Source organism: Brevundimonas sp. TWP3-1-2b1 (assembly GCF_049896165.1).
Lineage (GTDB): Bacteria > Pseudomonadota > Alphaproteobacteria > Caulobacterales > Caulobacteraceae > Brevundimonas > Brevundimonas subvibrioides_B.
In genome coordinates this window covers 191598-208600 of sequence record NZ_JAFCTT010000003.1, presented here as the reverse complement: position 1 = coordinate 208600, position 17003 = coordinate 191598, and the positions used below count along the sequence as shown (strand labels likewise).

General features: G+C 69.7%; 12 protein-coding genes. 5 read left to right on the top strand and 7 right to left on the bottom strand.

The window, feature by feature from the left end; translation table 11 throughout:
• The first annotated feature begins 201 nt into the window (after positions 1-201).
• The 5 genes from ACP7AB_RS04475 (at position 202) to ACP7AB_RS04455 (ending at position 6320) form a co-directional block, all read left to right on the top strand.
• Positions 202-759 (top strand): biliverdin-producing heme oxygenase, encoded by a 558-nt coding sequence (locus tag ACP7AB_RS04475; protein WP_425992069.1) that lies wholly within the window; start codon positions 202-204, stop codon positions 757-759.
• Positions 752-3379, top strand: coding sequence for an HWE histidine kinase domain-containing protein (locus ACP7AB_RS04470; RefSeq protein ID WP_425992067.1), 2628 nt, complete (start codon positions 752-754; stop codon positions 3377-3379). The genes ACP7AB_RS04475 and ACP7AB_RS04470 overlap by 8 nt, the downstream gene beginning before the upstream one ends.
• An 83-nt stretch (positions 3380-3462) precedes the next feature.
• Positions 3463-3693: a hypothetical protein gene (locus ACP7AB_RS04465; RefSeq protein ID WP_425992065.1), complete on the top strand. Its 231-nt coding sequence runs from the start codon at positions 3463-3465 to the stop codon at positions 3691-3693.
• Between the two features lie 81 nt (positions 3694-3774).
• On the top strand, positions 3775-5379 hold the full coding sequence (gene purH, locus ACP7AB_RS04460) for a bifunctional phosphoribosylaminoimidazolecarboxamide formyltransferase/IMP cyclohydrolase (RefSeq protein ID WP_425992063.1): 1605 nt from the start codon (positions 3775-3777) through the stop codon (positions 5377-5379).
• Positions 5380-5546: 167 nt separating this feature from the next.
• A complete protein-coding gene (locus tag ACP7AB_RS04455) occupies positions 5547-6320 on the top strand; it encodes a dienelactone hydrolase family protein (RefSeq protein ID WP_425992061.1) in 774 nt (257 codons plus the stop codon).
• Positions 6321-6345: 25 nt separating this feature from the next.
• Here the strand turns inward: ACP7AB_RS04455 and ACP7AB_RS04450 are convergent, their stop codons facing one another.
• From ACP7AB_RS04450 to ACP7AB_RS04420, 7 genes are all read right to left on the bottom strand, one after another.
• Positions 6346-6810, bottom strand: a complete 465-nt coding sequence (locus ACP7AB_RS04450) for an OsmC family protein (RefSeq protein WP_425992059.1) — start codon at positions 6808-6810, stop codon at positions 6346-6348.
• Between the two features lie 11 nt (positions 6811-6821).
• Complete coding sequence (locus tag ACP7AB_RS04445; protein ID WP_425992057.1) at positions 6822-7511, bottom strand: GNAT family N-acetyltransferase; 690 nt, start codon at positions 7509-7511, stop codon at positions 6822-6824.
• A gap of 101 nt (positions 7512-7612) precedes the next feature.
• On the bottom strand, positions 7613-8656 hold the full coding sequence (gene trpS / locus ACP7AB_RS04440) for a tryptophan--tRNA ligase (protein ID WP_425992055.1): 1044 nt from the start codon (positions 8654-8656) through the stop codon (positions 7613-7615).
• The gene (murJ, locus tag ACP7AB_RS04435) at positions 8656-10251 is read right to left on the bottom strand and encodes a murein biosynthesis integral membrane protein MurJ (RefSeq protein ID WP_425992053.1); all 1596 of its coding nucleotides are present in this window, start codon (positions 10249-10251) and stop codon (positions 8656-8658) included. The genes trpS and murJ overlap by 1 nt, the downstream gene beginning before the upstream one ends.
• Positions 10252-10406: 155 nt before the next feature.
• On the bottom strand, positions 10407-13076 hold the full coding sequence (glnD, locus tag ACP7AB_RS04430; RefSeq protein WP_425992051.1) for a [protein-PII] uridylyltransferase: 2670 nt from the start codon (positions 13074-13076) through the stop codon (positions 10407-10409).
• 143 nt (positions 13077-13219) lie between these two features.
• Complete coding sequence (mutS, locus tag ACP7AB_RS04425) at positions 13220-15913, bottom strand: DNA mismatch repair protein MutS (RefSeq protein WP_425990148.1); 2694 nt, start codon at positions 15911-15913, stop codon at positions 13220-13222.
• Positions 15914-16105: 192 nt separating this feature from the next.
• Positions 16106-16996 carry an aldo/keto reductase gene (locus ACP7AB_RS04420; RefSeq protein ID WP_426046105.1) on the bottom strand — a complete coding sequence of 297 codons (891 nt, stop codon included), beginning with the start codon at positions 16994-16996 and terminating at the stop codon, positions 16106-16108.
• Between the last annotated feature and the right edge of the window lie 7 nt (positions 16997-17003).

The following is a 17003-nucleotide window of genomic DNA, read 5'->3' as shown; positions in this document are numbered from 1 at the left end:
GGAGCTTCAGCATTTTCTGCCTTCGCGGGAACCCTCTTGCCGCTTCGCCGTTCCGCGACTGGCGCAGTTCTATCACCGTATCCCGGTGATCCTCGCTCAGGCGGGGAAAACGTGCTTTTCGTAGGCTCAATGGCCACGGACCATCTTGCGTCTTCTGATGCACGCGACCCTGTACGCGTCGCCCACCGACCCCCGGATGTCGTGCGCCAGGCCCTGCGCGCCGCGACGCACGAGATCCATGAGCGGCTCCATCAGCATCCGGCGCTGGCCGCGGTTCAGGCCGGCGCCATCGACAGCCTGGCCTACCGTCGCCTCTTGGCGCGACTGTACGGATTCCACATCGCCTTCGAACGCGCCGCCAGGATCAAGCCGGAACGGAGCGTCTGGCTTGAGAGGGACCTCGCGGCGCTGGGGATGACTCCAGAGCGCAGGGCCGCCCTGCCCCTCTGTCGCGGATTTCCGGCCCTGGTCTTGCCTGAAGCGCGCCTCGGTGCGCTCTACGTCGTCGAGGGCTCCGCCCTCGGGGGCGTCACCCTGGCGCGTGGCCTGGAGGGGCTCGTTGGCGTCGGCGTTCTGGACGGGCGTCGTTTCTTCACCGGCCATCAGTCCGAAACCGGTCGCGCATGGCGCGCCTATCTCGCCCGGTTATCGGCCACAGACTGGACGGCGGAACAGCAGGCGACGATCATCGCCACCGCGACCGCGACTTTTGCACTGTTCGAATGCTGGCTTGGCGGATGGAACGATACCGATGACTGACTCCATCCTCGCCCGTGACCAGGTCGACCTCACCAATTGCGACCGCGAACCGATCCACATCCCGGGGGCGATCCTGCCGCACGAAGCCATGTTGGTGCTCGACGGCGCCGGTCTTCGTGTGCTCCAGGCGGCGGGCGACACCGAAGGCCTGCTCGGTCGCCCCGTCAGCGCGCTTCTGTCCCGACCGCTCGACGACCTGTTCTCCAGCGAACAGATCAATCGCATTCGCGCCCTTAGCCAGGAGCCGGACCTGGTCAAGCCGCGCCACCTGCTCGACCCGGTTCTGCGCATCGCGGGGGGCGCCCCCCTCGACGCCAGCGCGCACCGCGTCGACGGTGATCTGGTGCTGGAGTTCGAGGCCGCCGCGACCGACGATGCCTTCGTCACGGATCCGCTGGCCGCCGTGCAGTTGATGGTCGAGGGGTTCAGCGCCGCGCCGTCGCTGTTCCTGCTCTGCCAGATGGCGACGGCCAGCGTGCGGCGCGTGGCGCAATACGACCGGGTGATGATCTATCGCTTCATGCCGGACGGGTCCGGCTGGGTGATCGCCGAAAGCCGCGCCCCCGAACTGGCGCCGTTCCTGGACCTCCACTATCCCGCCGCCGACATTCCCCAACAGGCCAGGGCGCTCTACCTCCAGAGCTGGCTACGGCTGATCACCCAGGTCGATTACGATCCGGCGCCGCTGACGCCGGAGCTGAATCCGCGCACCGACAAGCCGCTGGACATGAGCCATGCGGTCCTGCGCGACGTTTCGCCGATCCACCGTGAATACCTGCGCAACATGGGCATCAATGCCTCGATGTCGATTTCCATCATCGTGGCGGGCAAGCTCTGGGGCCTGATCGCCTGCCACAATGACAGTCCCCGACGGCTGCCCAGACATTTGCGGGCGGTGTGCGAACTGTTCGGCTCGATGTTCTCGCTGCAGCTCGAGGCCCGCGAAAGGAGCGAACAGTTCGAGGCCCGTCTGGCCAGCCGCAAGATCCTCCAGGAGTTGATGCTGAACCTCGCAGGCGTCGAGGACTATGCCTACGGCCTGACGCAGCAGACGCCCAATCTGCTCGACTACATCCACGGCGGCGATATCGCTCTGGATGGGCAGCGAAGCGGCGGGGTCGCAGTCCGGGTGGAAGGCGCGACCACCTCTCTGGGAGCCACGCCCGACAGGGCGCAGATCACGGCCCTGGTGGAATGGCTGACGTCCTATATGACGGAGACCGAGGGCGTGTTCGCAACGGATCGGTTGAGCGAGATCTACCCGCCGGCCAGGGATTTCGCCAACGTCGCGTCGGGCCTTCTGGTCATCGCCGTGTCGCGCGATCCCTCCGACTTCATCCTGTGGTTCAGACCCGAGCTGGTCGAAACGGCGCTGTGGGCCGGCGATCCGGAAAAGCCGATGATTTCCGGCCCGAACGGTGATCGGTTGTCTCCGCGCAAATCGTTCGAGGTCTGGAAGCAGACGGTGCGAAACCGCGCCCTGCCCTGGACCGTGGCCGAGGTCGATTCGGCCTTCGACCTGCGGGTCTCCCTGCTTCAGGTCGTGTTGCGCAGGATCGAGGCGGCGTCGGAGGAACGGGCCAAGGCGCATGAGCGGGACAAGCTGCTCATGGCCGAGCTGGATCACCGGGTGAAGAACACCCTGGCCAACATCCAGGCCCTGGTCACCCAATCCAGCCGAAACGCCGCCTCGCTGATCGGCTTTGTCGAAGGCCTGGACCAGCGGATCCATTCCATGGCCAAGGCGCACAGCCTGCTGACCCAAAGTCGCTGGGAAGGCGTCTCGGTCGAGGGCCTGCTGACCGAGGAACTGGGCTCCTATATCCAGGGTTCCGGGGTCGTTCATCTGGACGGTGATGACGCGGTCCTGACCCCCAAGTCGGCGCTGTCTCTGTCGCTCGCCCTGCACGAACTGGCCACCAACGCGGCCAAGTTCGGATCCCTTTCGCGGGTCGAGGGGCAGGTCTCCGTCTCCTGGGGCGTTTCCGATGACGGATCCCTGATCCTGACGTGGCGGGAGACCGGTGGGCCGACGGTGATGACGCCGACCCAACGCGGCTTCGGCTCCAGCCTGATCGAGCGCGCCCTCGCCCTGGAGACCGGCGGCAGGGCTACGATCGGTTACGCGCCGACGGGCGTCGTCTGCGAGATCATGCTGCCCAAATCGGCCCTGGTGGAAATCGGCGACAGAGCCTTGATGCGGGTCGAACCGCCGGCGGCTCCCGTTCCCGCCTATGAGATTCCCGACAAGCCGAGACTCCTGATCGTCGAGGACTCCTATCTGGTGATCCTGACCCTGGAGGCGATGTGCGAGGATCTGTCCTGGACGGTGGTCGGTCCGGCCACACGCCTGGGCGAGGCGATCAGGCTCGCTCAAACCGAGACGTTCGATGCCGCTCTGCTGGACGTCAACCTCGACGGCGAGATGTCCTGGGAAGTCGCCGGTATTCTCAAGGACCGTGGTATCCCGTTCGCCTTCAGCACGGGATACGACCAGACCAGCATCCTGCCGGAGCATCTCGCGGGCTCGCAGATTTTCACCAAGCCCTACCGCATGGCGGATGTCGAGAGCCGTCTGCGCCGGATGATGTCCCTCAACGCGGCTGGCGAGACGACCTAGCTGACCCGGGCTCAAGCCGCGAGCGATAGCTCGCCAGGACTGTTGTTAACCCTTTCTCGACAGCATTCGTTAACCCTGTCGGCATGAGCGCGATTCGACCCGACCTCCCGCAGACCCTGCCCGCCACGACCCCGGCGGGGCCGTCGGCCCAGGCGAAAGCCGCGCAGGCCGCCTTCTTCCGGGCAGCGCTCAACGAGGTCCAGGCGGCCCAGACCCGTCCGCAGGCCGCGCAGACGCTCCAGACCCCCCAGACGAGCGAGCCGGAGTCCCCCCGTCTGCCTCGTCTCGGCCAGTTGCTCGACATCCGGGTCTAGGTTCGCGACCCGCCATCAGGTGACCCCGGCGCCCCGTGGTGCTAGACGCGCGCGCATCCTCCCCCTCCCCCGGATACGCCCATGCCCGCCGCACCCGACTTTCCGCCCGCCCCCGACGCGGTCACGCCCGTCCGCGCCCTGATCTCGCTCTCGGACAAGACGGGGCTGGAGGACGCCGCGCGCGCGATGCACGAGGCCGGGGTCGAACTGGTCTCGACCGGCGGCACCCGCGCCGCCATCGCCGGGTTCGGCCTGCCGGTGAAGGACGTCGCCGACCTGACCGGCTTCCCGGAGATGATGGACGGCCGGGTCAAGACCCTGCATCCCGTGGTCCACGGCGGCCTGCTGGGCGTGCGCGACGCCGCCGATCACAGGGCGGCGATGGACGAGCACGGCATCGGTCCGATCGATATCGTCTGGATCGACCTCTATCCGTTTGAATCAACCGTTGCCTCGGGCGCCGGTTTCGACGCCGTGATCGAGAACATCGACATCGGCGGCCCGGCCATGATCCGTTCGGGCTCCAAGAACCACGGCTATGTCGCCGTCGCGGTCGACGGCGAGTCCATCGGCCTGATCGTCGCGGCCCTGAAGACCTCCGGTTCGACGTCGCTGGCCCTGCGCAAACAGCTGGCCGCCCGCGCCTTCGCCCGCACCGCCGCCTATGACGCCGCCGTCTCGGGCTGGTTCGCGGGACAGCTGGAAGACGCCGCCCCGGCCCGCAAATCCATCGCCGGTTCGCTGGCTCAGACCCTGCGCTACGGCGAGAACCCGCACCAGACGGGCGCCTTCTACCGCACCGGAGAAACCCGCCCGGGCGTCGCCCACGCCACCCAGATCCAGGGCAAGGAACTGGGCTACAACAACATCGCCGACGCCGACGCCGCCTATGAGCTGGTCGCCGAGTTCGAAAGCCCCGCCTGCGTCATCGTCAAACACGCCAACCCCTGCGGCGTGGCCGTCGGCAAGGACCTTGGCGAGGCCTATGCACGCGCTCTGGAATGTGACGCCGTCTCGGCCTTCGGCGGCGTCATCGCCGTCAACCGCCCGCTGAACGGGGCCGACGCCCGCGCCATCACCGAAATCTTCACCGAGGTCGTCATCGCCCCCGGCGCCGACGACGAGGCAAGAGCGGTCTTCGCGGCCAAGAAGAACCTGCGCCTGCTCATCACCGACGGCCTGCCCGACCCGCATGGCCCGGGCGAAGTCTTCCGCTCGGTCGCCGGCGGCTTCCTCGTCCAGTCGCGCGACCGTTCGCTGATCAAACCCGCCGACCTCAAGATCGTCACCCGCCGCCAGCCGACGCCTCAGGAGATAGAGGACATGCTGTTCGCCTTCACGATCGCCAAACACGTCAAGTCCAACGCCATCGTCTATGCCAAGGACGGCCAGACCGCCGGCATCGGCGCCGGCCAGATGAACCGCCGCGACTCGGCCCGCATCGCCGCCATCCGCGCCAGGGAAGCGGGCGAGGCCAAGGGTCTGGCGCATTCGCTGGCCCAGGGGTCGGCCTGTGCGTCGGAAGCCTTCTTCCCCTTCGCCGACGGTCTGCTGGAAGCCGTAGCGGCCGGCGCCACCTCGGTGATCCAGCCGGGCGGTTCCATGCGCGACGCCGAGGTCATCGCGGCGGCGGACGAACAGAACATCGCCATGGCCTTCACCGGCGTGCGGGTGTTCCGCCACTGAACCGTCTTCCTTCTCCCGTTGGGAGAAGGTGGCTCGCGAAGCGAGACGGATGAGGGTTCGGCCTCACCGGTGACGCACGGCCCTCACCCTTTCGCCTGGCCGATCGCTACGCTCCCGGAGGCTCAAGCCCTCTCCCAACGGGAGAGGGGACGTCATAGGATCCCACCATGGACACCCTCTCCGACCGCTGGGCGAAGCTTGAGCCCTACGCCACAGTCGTCGGCCCCGACGATGACCGGCCGCGGCCGACGGCGATCCTGTTCCACGGCTGCGGCGGCCTGCGCGGCCACCTGCCGATGTACGCCCAGGCGGCCAAGGCGGCCGGCTGGCGGGCGGTGATCGTCGACTCCTACGCCCCGCGCGGCTGGTCGCGCGAGTTCGCCATGGCCACGGTCTGCACCGGTCTGATGCTGCGCGGCTGGGAGCGGGGCGGCGACGTCGTGGCCTCGATCCAGGGCGTCTCGGCCCGGCCCGACGTCGACGAGACCCGCATCGCCCTGGCCGGCTGGAGCCACGGCGGCTGGGGCATCATGGAGGCCATGAGCTGTGATCCGGGTCCGGCGAAGGCGCTCGGCGTCAGGGACGCGGAGACCGCCGACCTGTCGGGCGTCAAGGCGACGTATCTGGCCTATCCCTATGTCGGTGTGGCGGCCCTGAACCGGATGCGGCCCTGGCGGCATTGTCCGAAGACCCTGGCGGTCATCTCGCAACGGGACCACCTGACCACGGTCCGCAACGCCGAGCGCGTGCATGCCATGGTCCGCAACTGCGGCGCCGAGGTCGAGACCTGGATCGCGCCCGGCACCCACAGTTTCGACGAGCCGATGACGGCCCTGCCGATGAAATACGACTCCGAACTGACCGGTGAGGCCATCCACCGGTTCAGGGCCCTGCTGGAGGACGTCGCCGTCGCGCCGCGTCCGGTTCACGCCGCAGCCTGATGCACCCCCTTGGCGGAGCGCCGGGTCAGCCAAGCGAGGCTTCGACCCGGACCTTCGCCCTGACCGAGTTGGCCATGTCGCAACTCTCGTGCGCCTCGTGGTGCAGCTGGTCCAGTTCGGCCTGATCCGGCTGGCGACCGGCGAAGGCCGTGACGGGCCGCAGGGTCACCTCGCTCATATATCTTCGCCCGGCGCCATCATGGCCCAGTACGCCCGAGGCCTGATCGACATACCGGTCCACGACCAGCCCGGCGCGAGCCGCGAAGTCGAGGAACCACAGCATGTGACAGCTGGACAGGGAGGCCACCAAAGCCTCCTCCGGGTCGACCGCCGACGGGTCGGAGAACGGAACCCGGACGCTCGACGGCGCCGAGGACCCGCGCACCACCGCCCCGCCGTCGAAGGTCCAGTCGTGAGCGCGGGAATAGCGCTTGTCCGTGAAGGGCTGGTCGCCCCGGCTCCAGGCGATGGTCGCGACGTGCTCGCTCATCCGGCTCTCCGCTACTTGAGGATCGTATAGGTCATCGGCGCCCGGGCCTCGAATCCCAGCGACCGGTAGAAGGCAATGGTCGCGTCATGCCCGGCAAAGGCGTGCAGGAAGGCGGCCTCGCCGGTCGCCAGGATCTCGCCGACCACCGCCCGCGACAGCCCCCCCGCATAGCCGCGTCCGCGATGATCGGGATGGGTGCAGACGCCGCTGAGCTCGGTGAAGCCGTCGACCCGCAGCCGCCGCCCCGCCATGGCCACAAGTCGCCCGTCCTGCCTGACCCCGATGAACGGCCCCAGCCGCCGCGTCCTTGATCGGAAGGGGCCGGGCCGGGTCAGGGTCGCGAGCGCCAGCATCTCGGGCGCATCCGTCTCGGTCAGGGTCTCGAACGCGAAGTCCGGTCCACCCGGCGTCAGGACCTCGCAGACCATCTGGAGCAGCGGGATGCGGCTGATCACCTCGACGCCGGGCAGGTCGACTTCGGCCAGCGGCCCGCCGGTCTTCTCGACCAGTCCCGCGCCGGGGTGAGCCCGGGCCAGTGCGGCCATCGCCTTCAGCGTTTCGGGTTCCGCATCGGCGCCGGAGACGAAGATCCCGACCTCCGGATCGATCCTCACGGCGCGCGCACCGGAGTCGGCGGTGACGAAGCCCGACAACCGGCTGGTCAGGGCGTTCCACACGGCGCGGTCCAGCGGATGGGTCATGGCCACGCCTTAGCGCGCAGGAGATTTCGCGTCAGCCCCGGTGACGAGGCCAGGTCCGAAAACCGCTCACCCTCGTCATCCCAGGGCAGGCGAGGATGCGATCAGGCCTGCCAGAAGCCAACGATTTGCTTGACCTCGGCGATGACCGGGTCGGCGATCTCGGCAGCGCGTTCGGCGCCGTCCCTGAGGACGCGGTCGATCTCGGCCGGGTCATCCATCAGGCGTCGCATCTCGGCCGTGACGGGCGCCAGCGACGACACGGCCAGGTCGGCCAGCGCCGGCTTGAAGGCGCCGAAGCCCTGGCCTGCGAACTCGGCCGTGATCTCTTCGCGCGTGCGGTCGGACAGGGCCGCGTAGATGGCGATCAGGTTCTTGATCTCCGGCCGTTCGTCCAGGCTTTCGCCGGGCTCGGGCATGACGCCCATGTCGGTCTTGGACTTGCGGATCTTGGACGCGATCGTGTCGGCGTCGTCGGTCAGGTTGATGCGGCTCTGGTCCGACGGATCGGACTTCGACATCTTGGCCGCCCCGTCGCGCAGGCTCATGACCCGCGTCGCCGGCCCCTGGATCAGGGGTTCGGGCAGGGGGAAGAAGCCCGGGGCGTTGAAGTCGGTGTTGAACTTGCCGGCGATGTCGCGGGTCAGTTCCAGATGCTGTTTCTGGTCCTCGCCCACCGGCACCTCGGTCGCCTTGTAGAGCAGGATGTCGGCGGCCTGGAGCACCGGGTAGGTGTAGAGGCCGACCGAGGCCCGTTCCTTGTGCTTGCCCGACTTCTCCTTGAACTGGGTCATCCGGTCGAGCCAGCCGAGGCGGGCGACGCAGTTCAGGATCCAGGCCAGTTCGGCATGGGCGCGCACGGCCGACTGCGGGAAGATGGTCGATTTCGCGGGGTCCAGGCCCGAGGCGATATAGGCGGCCGCGATCTCGCGCGTCTGGGCGGCCAGCAGGGCCGGGTCCTGCCACACGGTGATGGCGTGCAGGTCGGCCACGAACAGGAAGCAGGGCGCGCCACTGTCCTGCAGCGCCGTGAACCGCTTCAAAGCCCCCAGATAGTTGCCCAGGTGCAGGGCTCCGGAGGCCTGAATGCCGCTGAGGATGCGGCGGGGGCCGGTGTAGGCGGGAACGGTCGCAGAAGCGTCAGTCATTACTCGAGTCCGGTGGGGGTGGACGCCCCCGGTTCACGTCGCAGCGTCGCCTTGAGTTCGGAGAGGCTGACGGCGCGGAAAAGCACGATGCAGACGCCATACACAAGAGCGCCCACGCCGACGACCGCGATCACGGCGATCTCCTTGGCGAACAGACTCTGGCTGAGCTCGCGGTAGAAGAGGCTGGCGGGGATCAGGACGACGGCCATGACGGCCGATGCGGCCAGCACGCGCGAGAACCTGCCGACGAACCGGACGGAGGGGGCCCAGACCCCTTCGCGGATCAGGGTCCCGCCCAGAAGCGCGACGTTGATCCAGGCCGAGACGGACGTGGCGATGGCCAGGCCCAGCACCCCGTCGACGCCGATCCGGCTGAACCAGAAGAACAGACCTGAACCCAGGGCCACAGTCACCACGACCGAAATCACCGCGAAGATCATCGGGCGGCGCGTGTCCTCCCGCGCGAAGAAGGGCGGGGTCAGGACCTTGGCCAGGACGAAGGCGGGCACGCCCCAGGCGAACTGGCGCAGCACATCGGCGGTCCGGGCCGCGTCCAGGCTGGTGAAGGCCCCGCGCGTCACCGTGGCGTCGATGATGAAGAAGGGAATGACGAACAGGGCCACGGCGGCGGGCAGGGTGAAGGCCATCGACAGGGTGATGCCGTCGTCCAGGGTGCGCCGCCCGCCCTCGTGGTCGCCCGAGACGAAGGCCCGGGTCAGGCGCGGCACCAGGGCCAGGCCGATGGCCACGCCGACGAGGCCGAGCGGCAGCTGGTACAGCCGGTCGGCGTTGTAGAGCACCGAGCGGGCCCCCTCGTTCGACCCGGTCAGCAGCTGGCTGACCACCGAGTTCAGCTGCAGGGCGCCGCCCGCCAGCACGCCGGGAATGGCCAGCCTCAGCGTACGCGACACGCCCGCCGTCAGCCGTGGCCAGGACAGGTTCAGCCGGATGCCCAGCCGGCGCACGCCCCACCACAACAGCCCCGCCTGGATCACGCCGGACACGGTGACGGCGGCCGAGACGGCCAGCAGGGTTGTCGGCGGGCTCATCGGAAGGAAGCTGGGGGCCAGCAGGGGCACGAGGGTGCACAGGTTCAGGAACACCGGCACGCCCGCCGACAGGGCGAACCGGCCCGAGGTATTCAGCACGCCGGACAGCAGCGAGGCGATGGTCATGCAGGCCAGATAGGGCATGGTCAGCTGGGCGGCCGTGGTCGCCGCGAACATCACGCCGCTGTCGTCCCGATAGGCCGAAAGCAGCACCGGCATGATCCAGGGCATGGCGACCTGCAGGACGATACAGAACCCGGCCACGACCGCGAACATGAAGCTGAGGGCCTCGGACGCCGTCACGGCCGCCGCTTCCTCGCCGTCACGGGCGCGCACGCCGCCATAGATGGGCACGAAGGCCTGGGCGAAGGCCCCTTCCGCAAACAGGCGGCGGAACATGTTGGGCAGCATCAGGGCCGTGGTGAAGGCGTCCATCATCGGCCCCTGGCCGAAGCGGGCCGACAGGACCAGGTCGCGGGCGAAGCCCAGGATACGGCTGCCCAGCGTCAGGGTCGCCTGAACGAGCGTGTTGCGGGCCAGGCTCATGGGTATCCACTTCCGCTCATCCCGGCGAAAGCCGGGATCCAGTGCTTTCGCTGGGCATTGGTGCGCGGGATCAACGTCAATGCGAACAAGGCGGCGCCGATCGTCCAAAGAACTGGGTCCCGGCTTTCGCCGGGATGAGCGGGATTTGAAGGCCCTTAGCGCGGTTCCGGCCCGGGCGAAACGGCCTTGCGGGGCCTCAGGTCGGACACGTCGCGGGCGCTGGCGCGGGCGGCGGTGATGCGACGGCCCTGCGGCTGCTCGGGCGCCCGGTCCAGCACGGCTTCAAGCGCCGCATGGACCTCGTCCAGCACGGCGTCCGACGTGATCTTCCGGCCCTCGGCATCGGTCACATAGAAGCTGTCCACCGCCCGCTCTCCGAACCCCGCGACATGCGCCGAACGGATCGACAGGGCGTGATCCGACAGGGTGCGGGACAGCTCGGCCAGCAGGCCCGGCCGGTCGGCGCCGGAGACCTCGATCACCGTCGCTCCCTCACTGGCGGCGGCGTCGATCATGACCACGGGACGAACGTCGAACACGGCACGCCGGGGCGAAGGCGCGGGCATGGCGGGGGGGGCGATCGGCGTCTCGCCGCGCGCCGCCGCCTCCAGCGCCGCGATCAGGGATTTGAGGCGGCGCGGCTCGTCGTGACCATAGGGACGGTCGGCTCCGTCCTGGACCTGGAACACGTCCAGGGCCGTGCCGTCGGCGGCGGTCGCCACCCGGGCCCCGGCGACGTCGGCCCCCGCCGCCGCGAGCACTGCCGTCAAATCGGCGAACAGGCCCGGTCGGTCGCGGGCGGCCAGGGCGATTTCGGTCGTGGCCTCCATCGTGCCCGGTCCCCGGCGCGCCTCGGCCGCCGCCCCGGTGGCGCAGGCGCGGGCGACGAGGTCAGCGTGGTCGGCCAGGGGGTCGACCCCAACGGCAGTCTCGCCCCGGAATAGGGCCTCGACCCGGCCGTAGAGGCTGCGCATCAACTGGCCCTTCCAGCTGTTCCAGACCCCCGGCCCGACGGCGCGGATATCGGCCACCGTCAGGACCAGCAGCATCCGCAACCGCTCGGGATCGCCGACGATCTCGGCAAAGGCCTGCACGGTCGCGGGATCGGAAATGTCCCGCTTCTGCGCGTAGTCGGACAGGGCCAGGTGATGCCGCACCAGCCAGACCACAATCTCGATCCGCCGGGGATCGACCCCCAGCCGTTCGCAGGCCCGGCGCGCGGCGATGGCGCCGTCCTCCAGCTGCCCCCGCTCCCCGCCCTTGCCGACGTCGTGCAGCAGCATGGCCAGCATCAGGGCCTCGGGGTCGGCGATCAGATGGATCACCTCGGTGGCCAGCGGGTGATCCTCCTTCAGCTTGCCGCGCTGGATGTCGTTGATGATGCCGATGGCCTGCAGCGTGTGCTCGTCGACCGTGTAGGCGTGGTACATGTTGAACTGGGTCTGGCCGACGATCCGGCCCCATTCCGGCAGGAACCGGCCCAGAAGCCCGGCCTCGTTCATGATGGTCAGGACCCGGTAGGGCCGCTGGCCGTGGGCCAGCAGATGCAGCAGGGCGGCCGTGGCGCGCGGGTCGCGCCGCAGCCGGGGCGTCACCAGCGACAGCGAGCGGGTGACGGCCGAAAAGGCATGGGGATGGACGTCCAGGTCGTGCTGGTCGGCGGTGACGAACAGCGACAGCAGCTTGACCGGGTCCTCGGCGAAAACCTCCGGGCCCGTGACCGACAGCCGCCCGCCATCCTCGATGAAACCGGGCACGCCCAGGTCGCGCCGGCGTCCCGGGATCAGCCGCGACAGGCTCATCGTTTTCTTCTGATGGCGGGCCTCCAGCGTCGCGCTCATGGCCCGGGTCAGGCCGCCGACGTCGCGGGCGACGAGGAAATATCGGCGCATGAACCGCTCGACCGCCGGCTCGTCGCCGCGGCCGCGCCACCCCATCCGCCGCGCCACCTCGGGCTGGAGGTCGAAGGTCAGCTTTTCCTCGGCGCGACCCGCTGCCAGATGCAGATGCGCCCGCACCCGCCACAGGAAGTCGAAGGCCTCTTCAAAGGCCCGGCGCTCGCGCGGCGTCAGAAGTTCATCGAGCACCCGGGCGCCCAGCGGGCTTTCCGGCGCCAGCGACCGCGCGATCCAGAACAGGGTGTTGAGGTCGCGCAGCCCCCCCTTGCCGTCCTTGATGTTCGGCTCGACGCGATAGCGGACGGCGCCGGCCCTGGCGTGGCGGCCATCGCGCTCCTCCATCTTGGCGGCGATGAAGGGGCGCGGATCGGCGTTGGTGACCATGCCCCGGAAGCGCCAGAGGAAATTCTCGGTCACCTGTTCGTCGCCCGCCAGAGGCCGGGCCTCCAGAAGCGCCGTGCGGATGGTCATGTCGGAGCGGGCCAGCGACAGGGCCTCGTCCACCGACCGGGCCGACGACCCGACCTTCAGCCCGAGGTCCCACAGGACGTAGAGCATGAACTCGGCCACCGTCTCGGTCCGCGCTGTGGTCTTCCACGGCCGCAGGAAGACGAGGTCCAGATCCGAAAACGGCGCCAGCACGCCCCGCCCGTAACCCCCGACCGCGATCAGGCTGAGCTTCTCCGCCTCGGTCGGGTTGTGGGACGGATAGAGGGTCTCGGTCGTGAACCGCCACAGCGCGCGCAACAGCTCGTCGGCCGCCGCGGAATAGAGGCGCGCCACGTCCACGCCCGGCAGACCGGCTGCGAGTTTCGCCGCGATCTTCTCGCGCGCCGCGTCGTAGTGGGCTTTCAGGATGGCGGCGACGGCGGGCCGCACGCCCGGACCGGAAACGACGGCGTCGAGGCGGGCGTCGAGGGTCGACATCTAATCCTCCCCCCTCGGGGGAGGTGGCGCGGCGCGGCTTTGCGCCGTGACGGAGGGGGCCCGCCGCGCATTCGGAGTCTGGGGTTGGCCCCCTCCACCACTTCGTGGTCCCCCTCCCCCGATGGGGGAGGAATGGTGCGGCGTCACCGGGCCAGCCCCTTCAGCCGGTAGAGCGCCTCCAGCGCCTCGCGCGGACTCAGCGCATCGGGGTCCAGGGCTGCCACCGCGTCATCGACGGCCGACTTCAGCGCCGGCGTCGGAGGCTCCATCACGGCGAACAGGGGCAGGTCGTCCAGCCGCCCGTGCGCCGCCTTCTCCGTCTCCAGACGGTCCAGAACAGCCCGGGCGCGGGCGACCACGGCCGGCGGCACACCCGCCAGTTTCGCCACCTGAACGCCATAGGAGCGGTCCGCCGCCCCCGGCACGGCCTCGTGCAGGAAGACCAGTTCGCCGTTCCACTCCCGTGCCCGCATGGACAGGTTGCAGACGTGATCCAGCCGCTCCTCCAGCCGCGCCAGTTCGTGATAGTGGGTGGCGAACAGGGTTCGCGACCGGTTCACGTCGTGCAGGGCCTCGGCGCAGGCCCAGGCGATGGCGAGGCCGTCATAGGTGGCCGTGCCCCGCCCGATCTCGTCCAGAACGATGAAACTCTGTGGCGTGGCCTGGGTCAGGATGGCGGCCGTCTCGACCATCTCCATCATGAAGGTGGAAAGGCCCCGGGCCAGATCGTCCCCGGCCCCGACGCGGCTGAACAGCCGGTCGACGACGCCGAGCCGCATCGATTTCGCCGGCACGAAACAGGACCCTTGCGCCAGCACCACCAACAGGGCGTTCTGGCGCAGGAAGGTCGACTTGCCGGCCATGTTCGGCCCGGTGACGATGCTGAGGCGCGCGCACCCGACGCCATCGCCGTCCAGCCTGCAGTCGTTGGGCGTGAACGGATCGCCGGCCCGCTTCACCGCGGCCTCGACCACCGGATGCCGACCGGCCTCGACCGCGAAGACCTTCGAATCGTCCACCACGGGTCGGACCGCCCCGACCTCCTCGGCCCATTCGGCGAGGGCGGCGGTGGCGTCGAGTTCGGCCAGGGCGTCGGCCACCGCCTGCAACGGCATGGCCAGCGCCTGGACCGTCTGACGCCAGACCTCGAAGGTCTCGCCCTCCATGGCCAGCGCCCGGTGCCCGGCCTGGCTGATCTTCGCATCCAGCTCCGACAGTTCGACCGTCGTGAACCGCACCTGGGCCGCCAGGGTCTGGCGGTGGATGAAGGGGCTTTCCGGTCCAGCCCGGAACAGGGGTTCGGCGTGTTTGGCCGTGGTCTCGAGGAAATAGCCGAGCACCGCATTGTGCTTGATCTTGAACGGCACGCCGCTGTTGGCCACGGCGCGGGCTTCCAGATCGGCGACGACCCGGCGGCTGTCGTCGCGCAGGGTGCGGGCCCCATCCAGCTCCGGCCGGAAGCCCGGCTTCACGAAGCCGCCGTCGCGCGCCAGATGCGGCGGCTCCTCGGCCAGCCCCTCGGCGAGATCCAGCATCAGCCGCGCCAGATCGGGCGACAGGGTCAGCCGGTCGAGACAGGCGACGATCCGCGCCGGCGGACCTGTGAGGGGGTCAGGCGAGACCGTGAACAGGCCGGCGAGAGCCTCGGCGATGGTCAGGCCCGCCCGGATGGCGGCCAGGTCCCGCGGTCCGCCGCGGCCGAGCGCCAGCCGCGACACGGCGCGCGCCACATCGGCCGACGCCTTCAGCCCGTCGCGCAAGTCCCGCCGCAGCGCGCGCCGCTCCAGCAGCCATTCGACTGCGTCGAGTCCATGATTGATCTCGACCGGATTGCGCAGCGGCCGGGCGATCCGCTCGGCCAGGGCCCGCGCCCCGCCCGAGGTCACCGTCCGGTCGATACAGGCCAGCAGCGATCCCTCGCGTTCGCCCCTCTGGGTCCGGTCGATCTCGAGGCTCAGCCGCGTCGCCGGATCGATGGCGAGGAAGCCCGCATCGCCCGACCGGCGCGGCGGCGCCAGGGCCGGGACCTTGCCCGCCTGGGTGGTCTCCAGATAGGCGGCGATCAGCCCGAGGGCGGAGACCTCCGCCTCCTCGAACGCCCCGAACCCGTCCAGCGAGGCCACGCCATACAGGCGCGCCACCCGACCGCCAGCCGCCGCCGGTTCGGCCACGGCGGACGCGAGCGCCTGGACCACGCCGCCGGAGCCGTCGAGCGCGCCTTTCAGATCGGGATCGGAATAGAGTTTGTCGGTGACCAGCACCTCGCTGGGCCTGAACGCCGCAAGCGTCGCGCCCAGATCGCCGATGTCGCAGGCGACGCAGTCCACGGCGCCCGCCGACAGCTCGACCACCGCCACGGCCGCGCGGCCCTTGCGGATCGCCACGGCCGCCAGCCGGTTGGCGCCGCGCGCATCGAGCAGCGAATCCTCGGTCAGGGTCCCGGGCGTCACCACCCGCACGATGTCGCGCCGGACGATGGACTTGGAGCCGCGCTTCCTCGCCTCGGCGGGGTCCTCCATCTGTTCGCAGATGGCGACGCGGAAGCCCTGGCGGATCAGCCGGGCGATATAGCCCTCGGCCGCATGGTGGGGCATGCCGCACATGGCGATGTCCTCGCCCAGATGCTTGCCCCGCTTGGTCAGGGTCAGGCCGATGGCGGCGGCGACCACCTCGGCGTCCTTGAAGAACAGCTCGTAGAAATCGCCCATGCGGAAGAACAGCACGGCATCCGGCTGCGACGCCTTGGCGGCCAGATACTGGGCCATAAAGGGCGTGACGACGCCGGGGTCAGGGGCGGTCGCGTCGGTCTTCGGCGGATGGAAGAGGGGGGCGTTCATGACGGTCCGTCAGGGTGACGGATCGTCGGCGTCGGCTCAAGCTATTCCTCCCCCATCGGGGGAGGGGGACCGCAGCGCCCTTGCGCTGGGGTGGAGGGGGCCATCCGCGAACACGGAAACGGGTGCGAGCCCCCTCCGTCACGTCGCGAAGGCGCGCCGCGCCACCTCCCCCAGCGGGGGAGGATTGGAGGATCAGGCCGCGAACTGCCGGCGGTATCCGGCGCTGAGGACGGCGGGTTCCTGGAAGGCCAGGGCGTCCCAGTCCAGGTCGGGACGCGGCGCGTGGGCGGCGGCAAGGACGGCGCGCAGTTCGGCGGCGGAGGCGACGCTGGCGACCACCGCCGCAGCCGGCGGCAGGCCGAGGCAGAAGGCCAGGGCCGCCTGCATCGGATCGATCCGCGCCTCGGCCAGCCGACGCCGGGTGCGCGACAGGGCGACCCCGTGACCGGCCAGATGCGGCGGCAGGTTTTCCTGATTGGTGAACAACAGGCCGCGTGCGAACACCGACGAGACATGGACGTCGACGCCCATCCCGGCGAGGTCGCTCAGCACGCCCTCGGTCACCGGCCGCTGGTCGAGAATATTGCAGGGCATCTGCACGACGTCGGGCTGGAAGCGGCGTGCCAGAAGCGCCGGCCCGTCCTCCATCGTCGCCATGAAGCCGATGCGTTTGTACAGGCCGCGGTCCTTCAGCGCCTGCATCCGGTCCCACAGGGCGCGACCCTCGGCCCCGGCCAGATCGCCCGCCCCGGACGCCAGCAGAACGTCGCCGCGCGGCAGGCCCATCCGCTCCAGCGAACGCCGGGCGCGGGCCTCGACCCGGTCCAGGCCTTCGGACAGGGCCACGGTGCGCACGGAAACGGAGAAGGGCGAGGGGAAGGGCCAGGCCTGTCCCAGCAGCCGCTCGCCGTCGCCCTGCGGGCGGGTGGCGATCAGGGCGACGCCGGCGTCTGCGGCCGTCTGCAACAGGGTGCGCATCGCCTCTTCGCGTGCGCCGACGGGAATCGGGAGCGCGCGCTCAGGCTCGGTCACGACCGCGAGGGCCAGCTTCGCGGCCGGGGAAGGGGAAACGCCTGATTTCACCCGACCA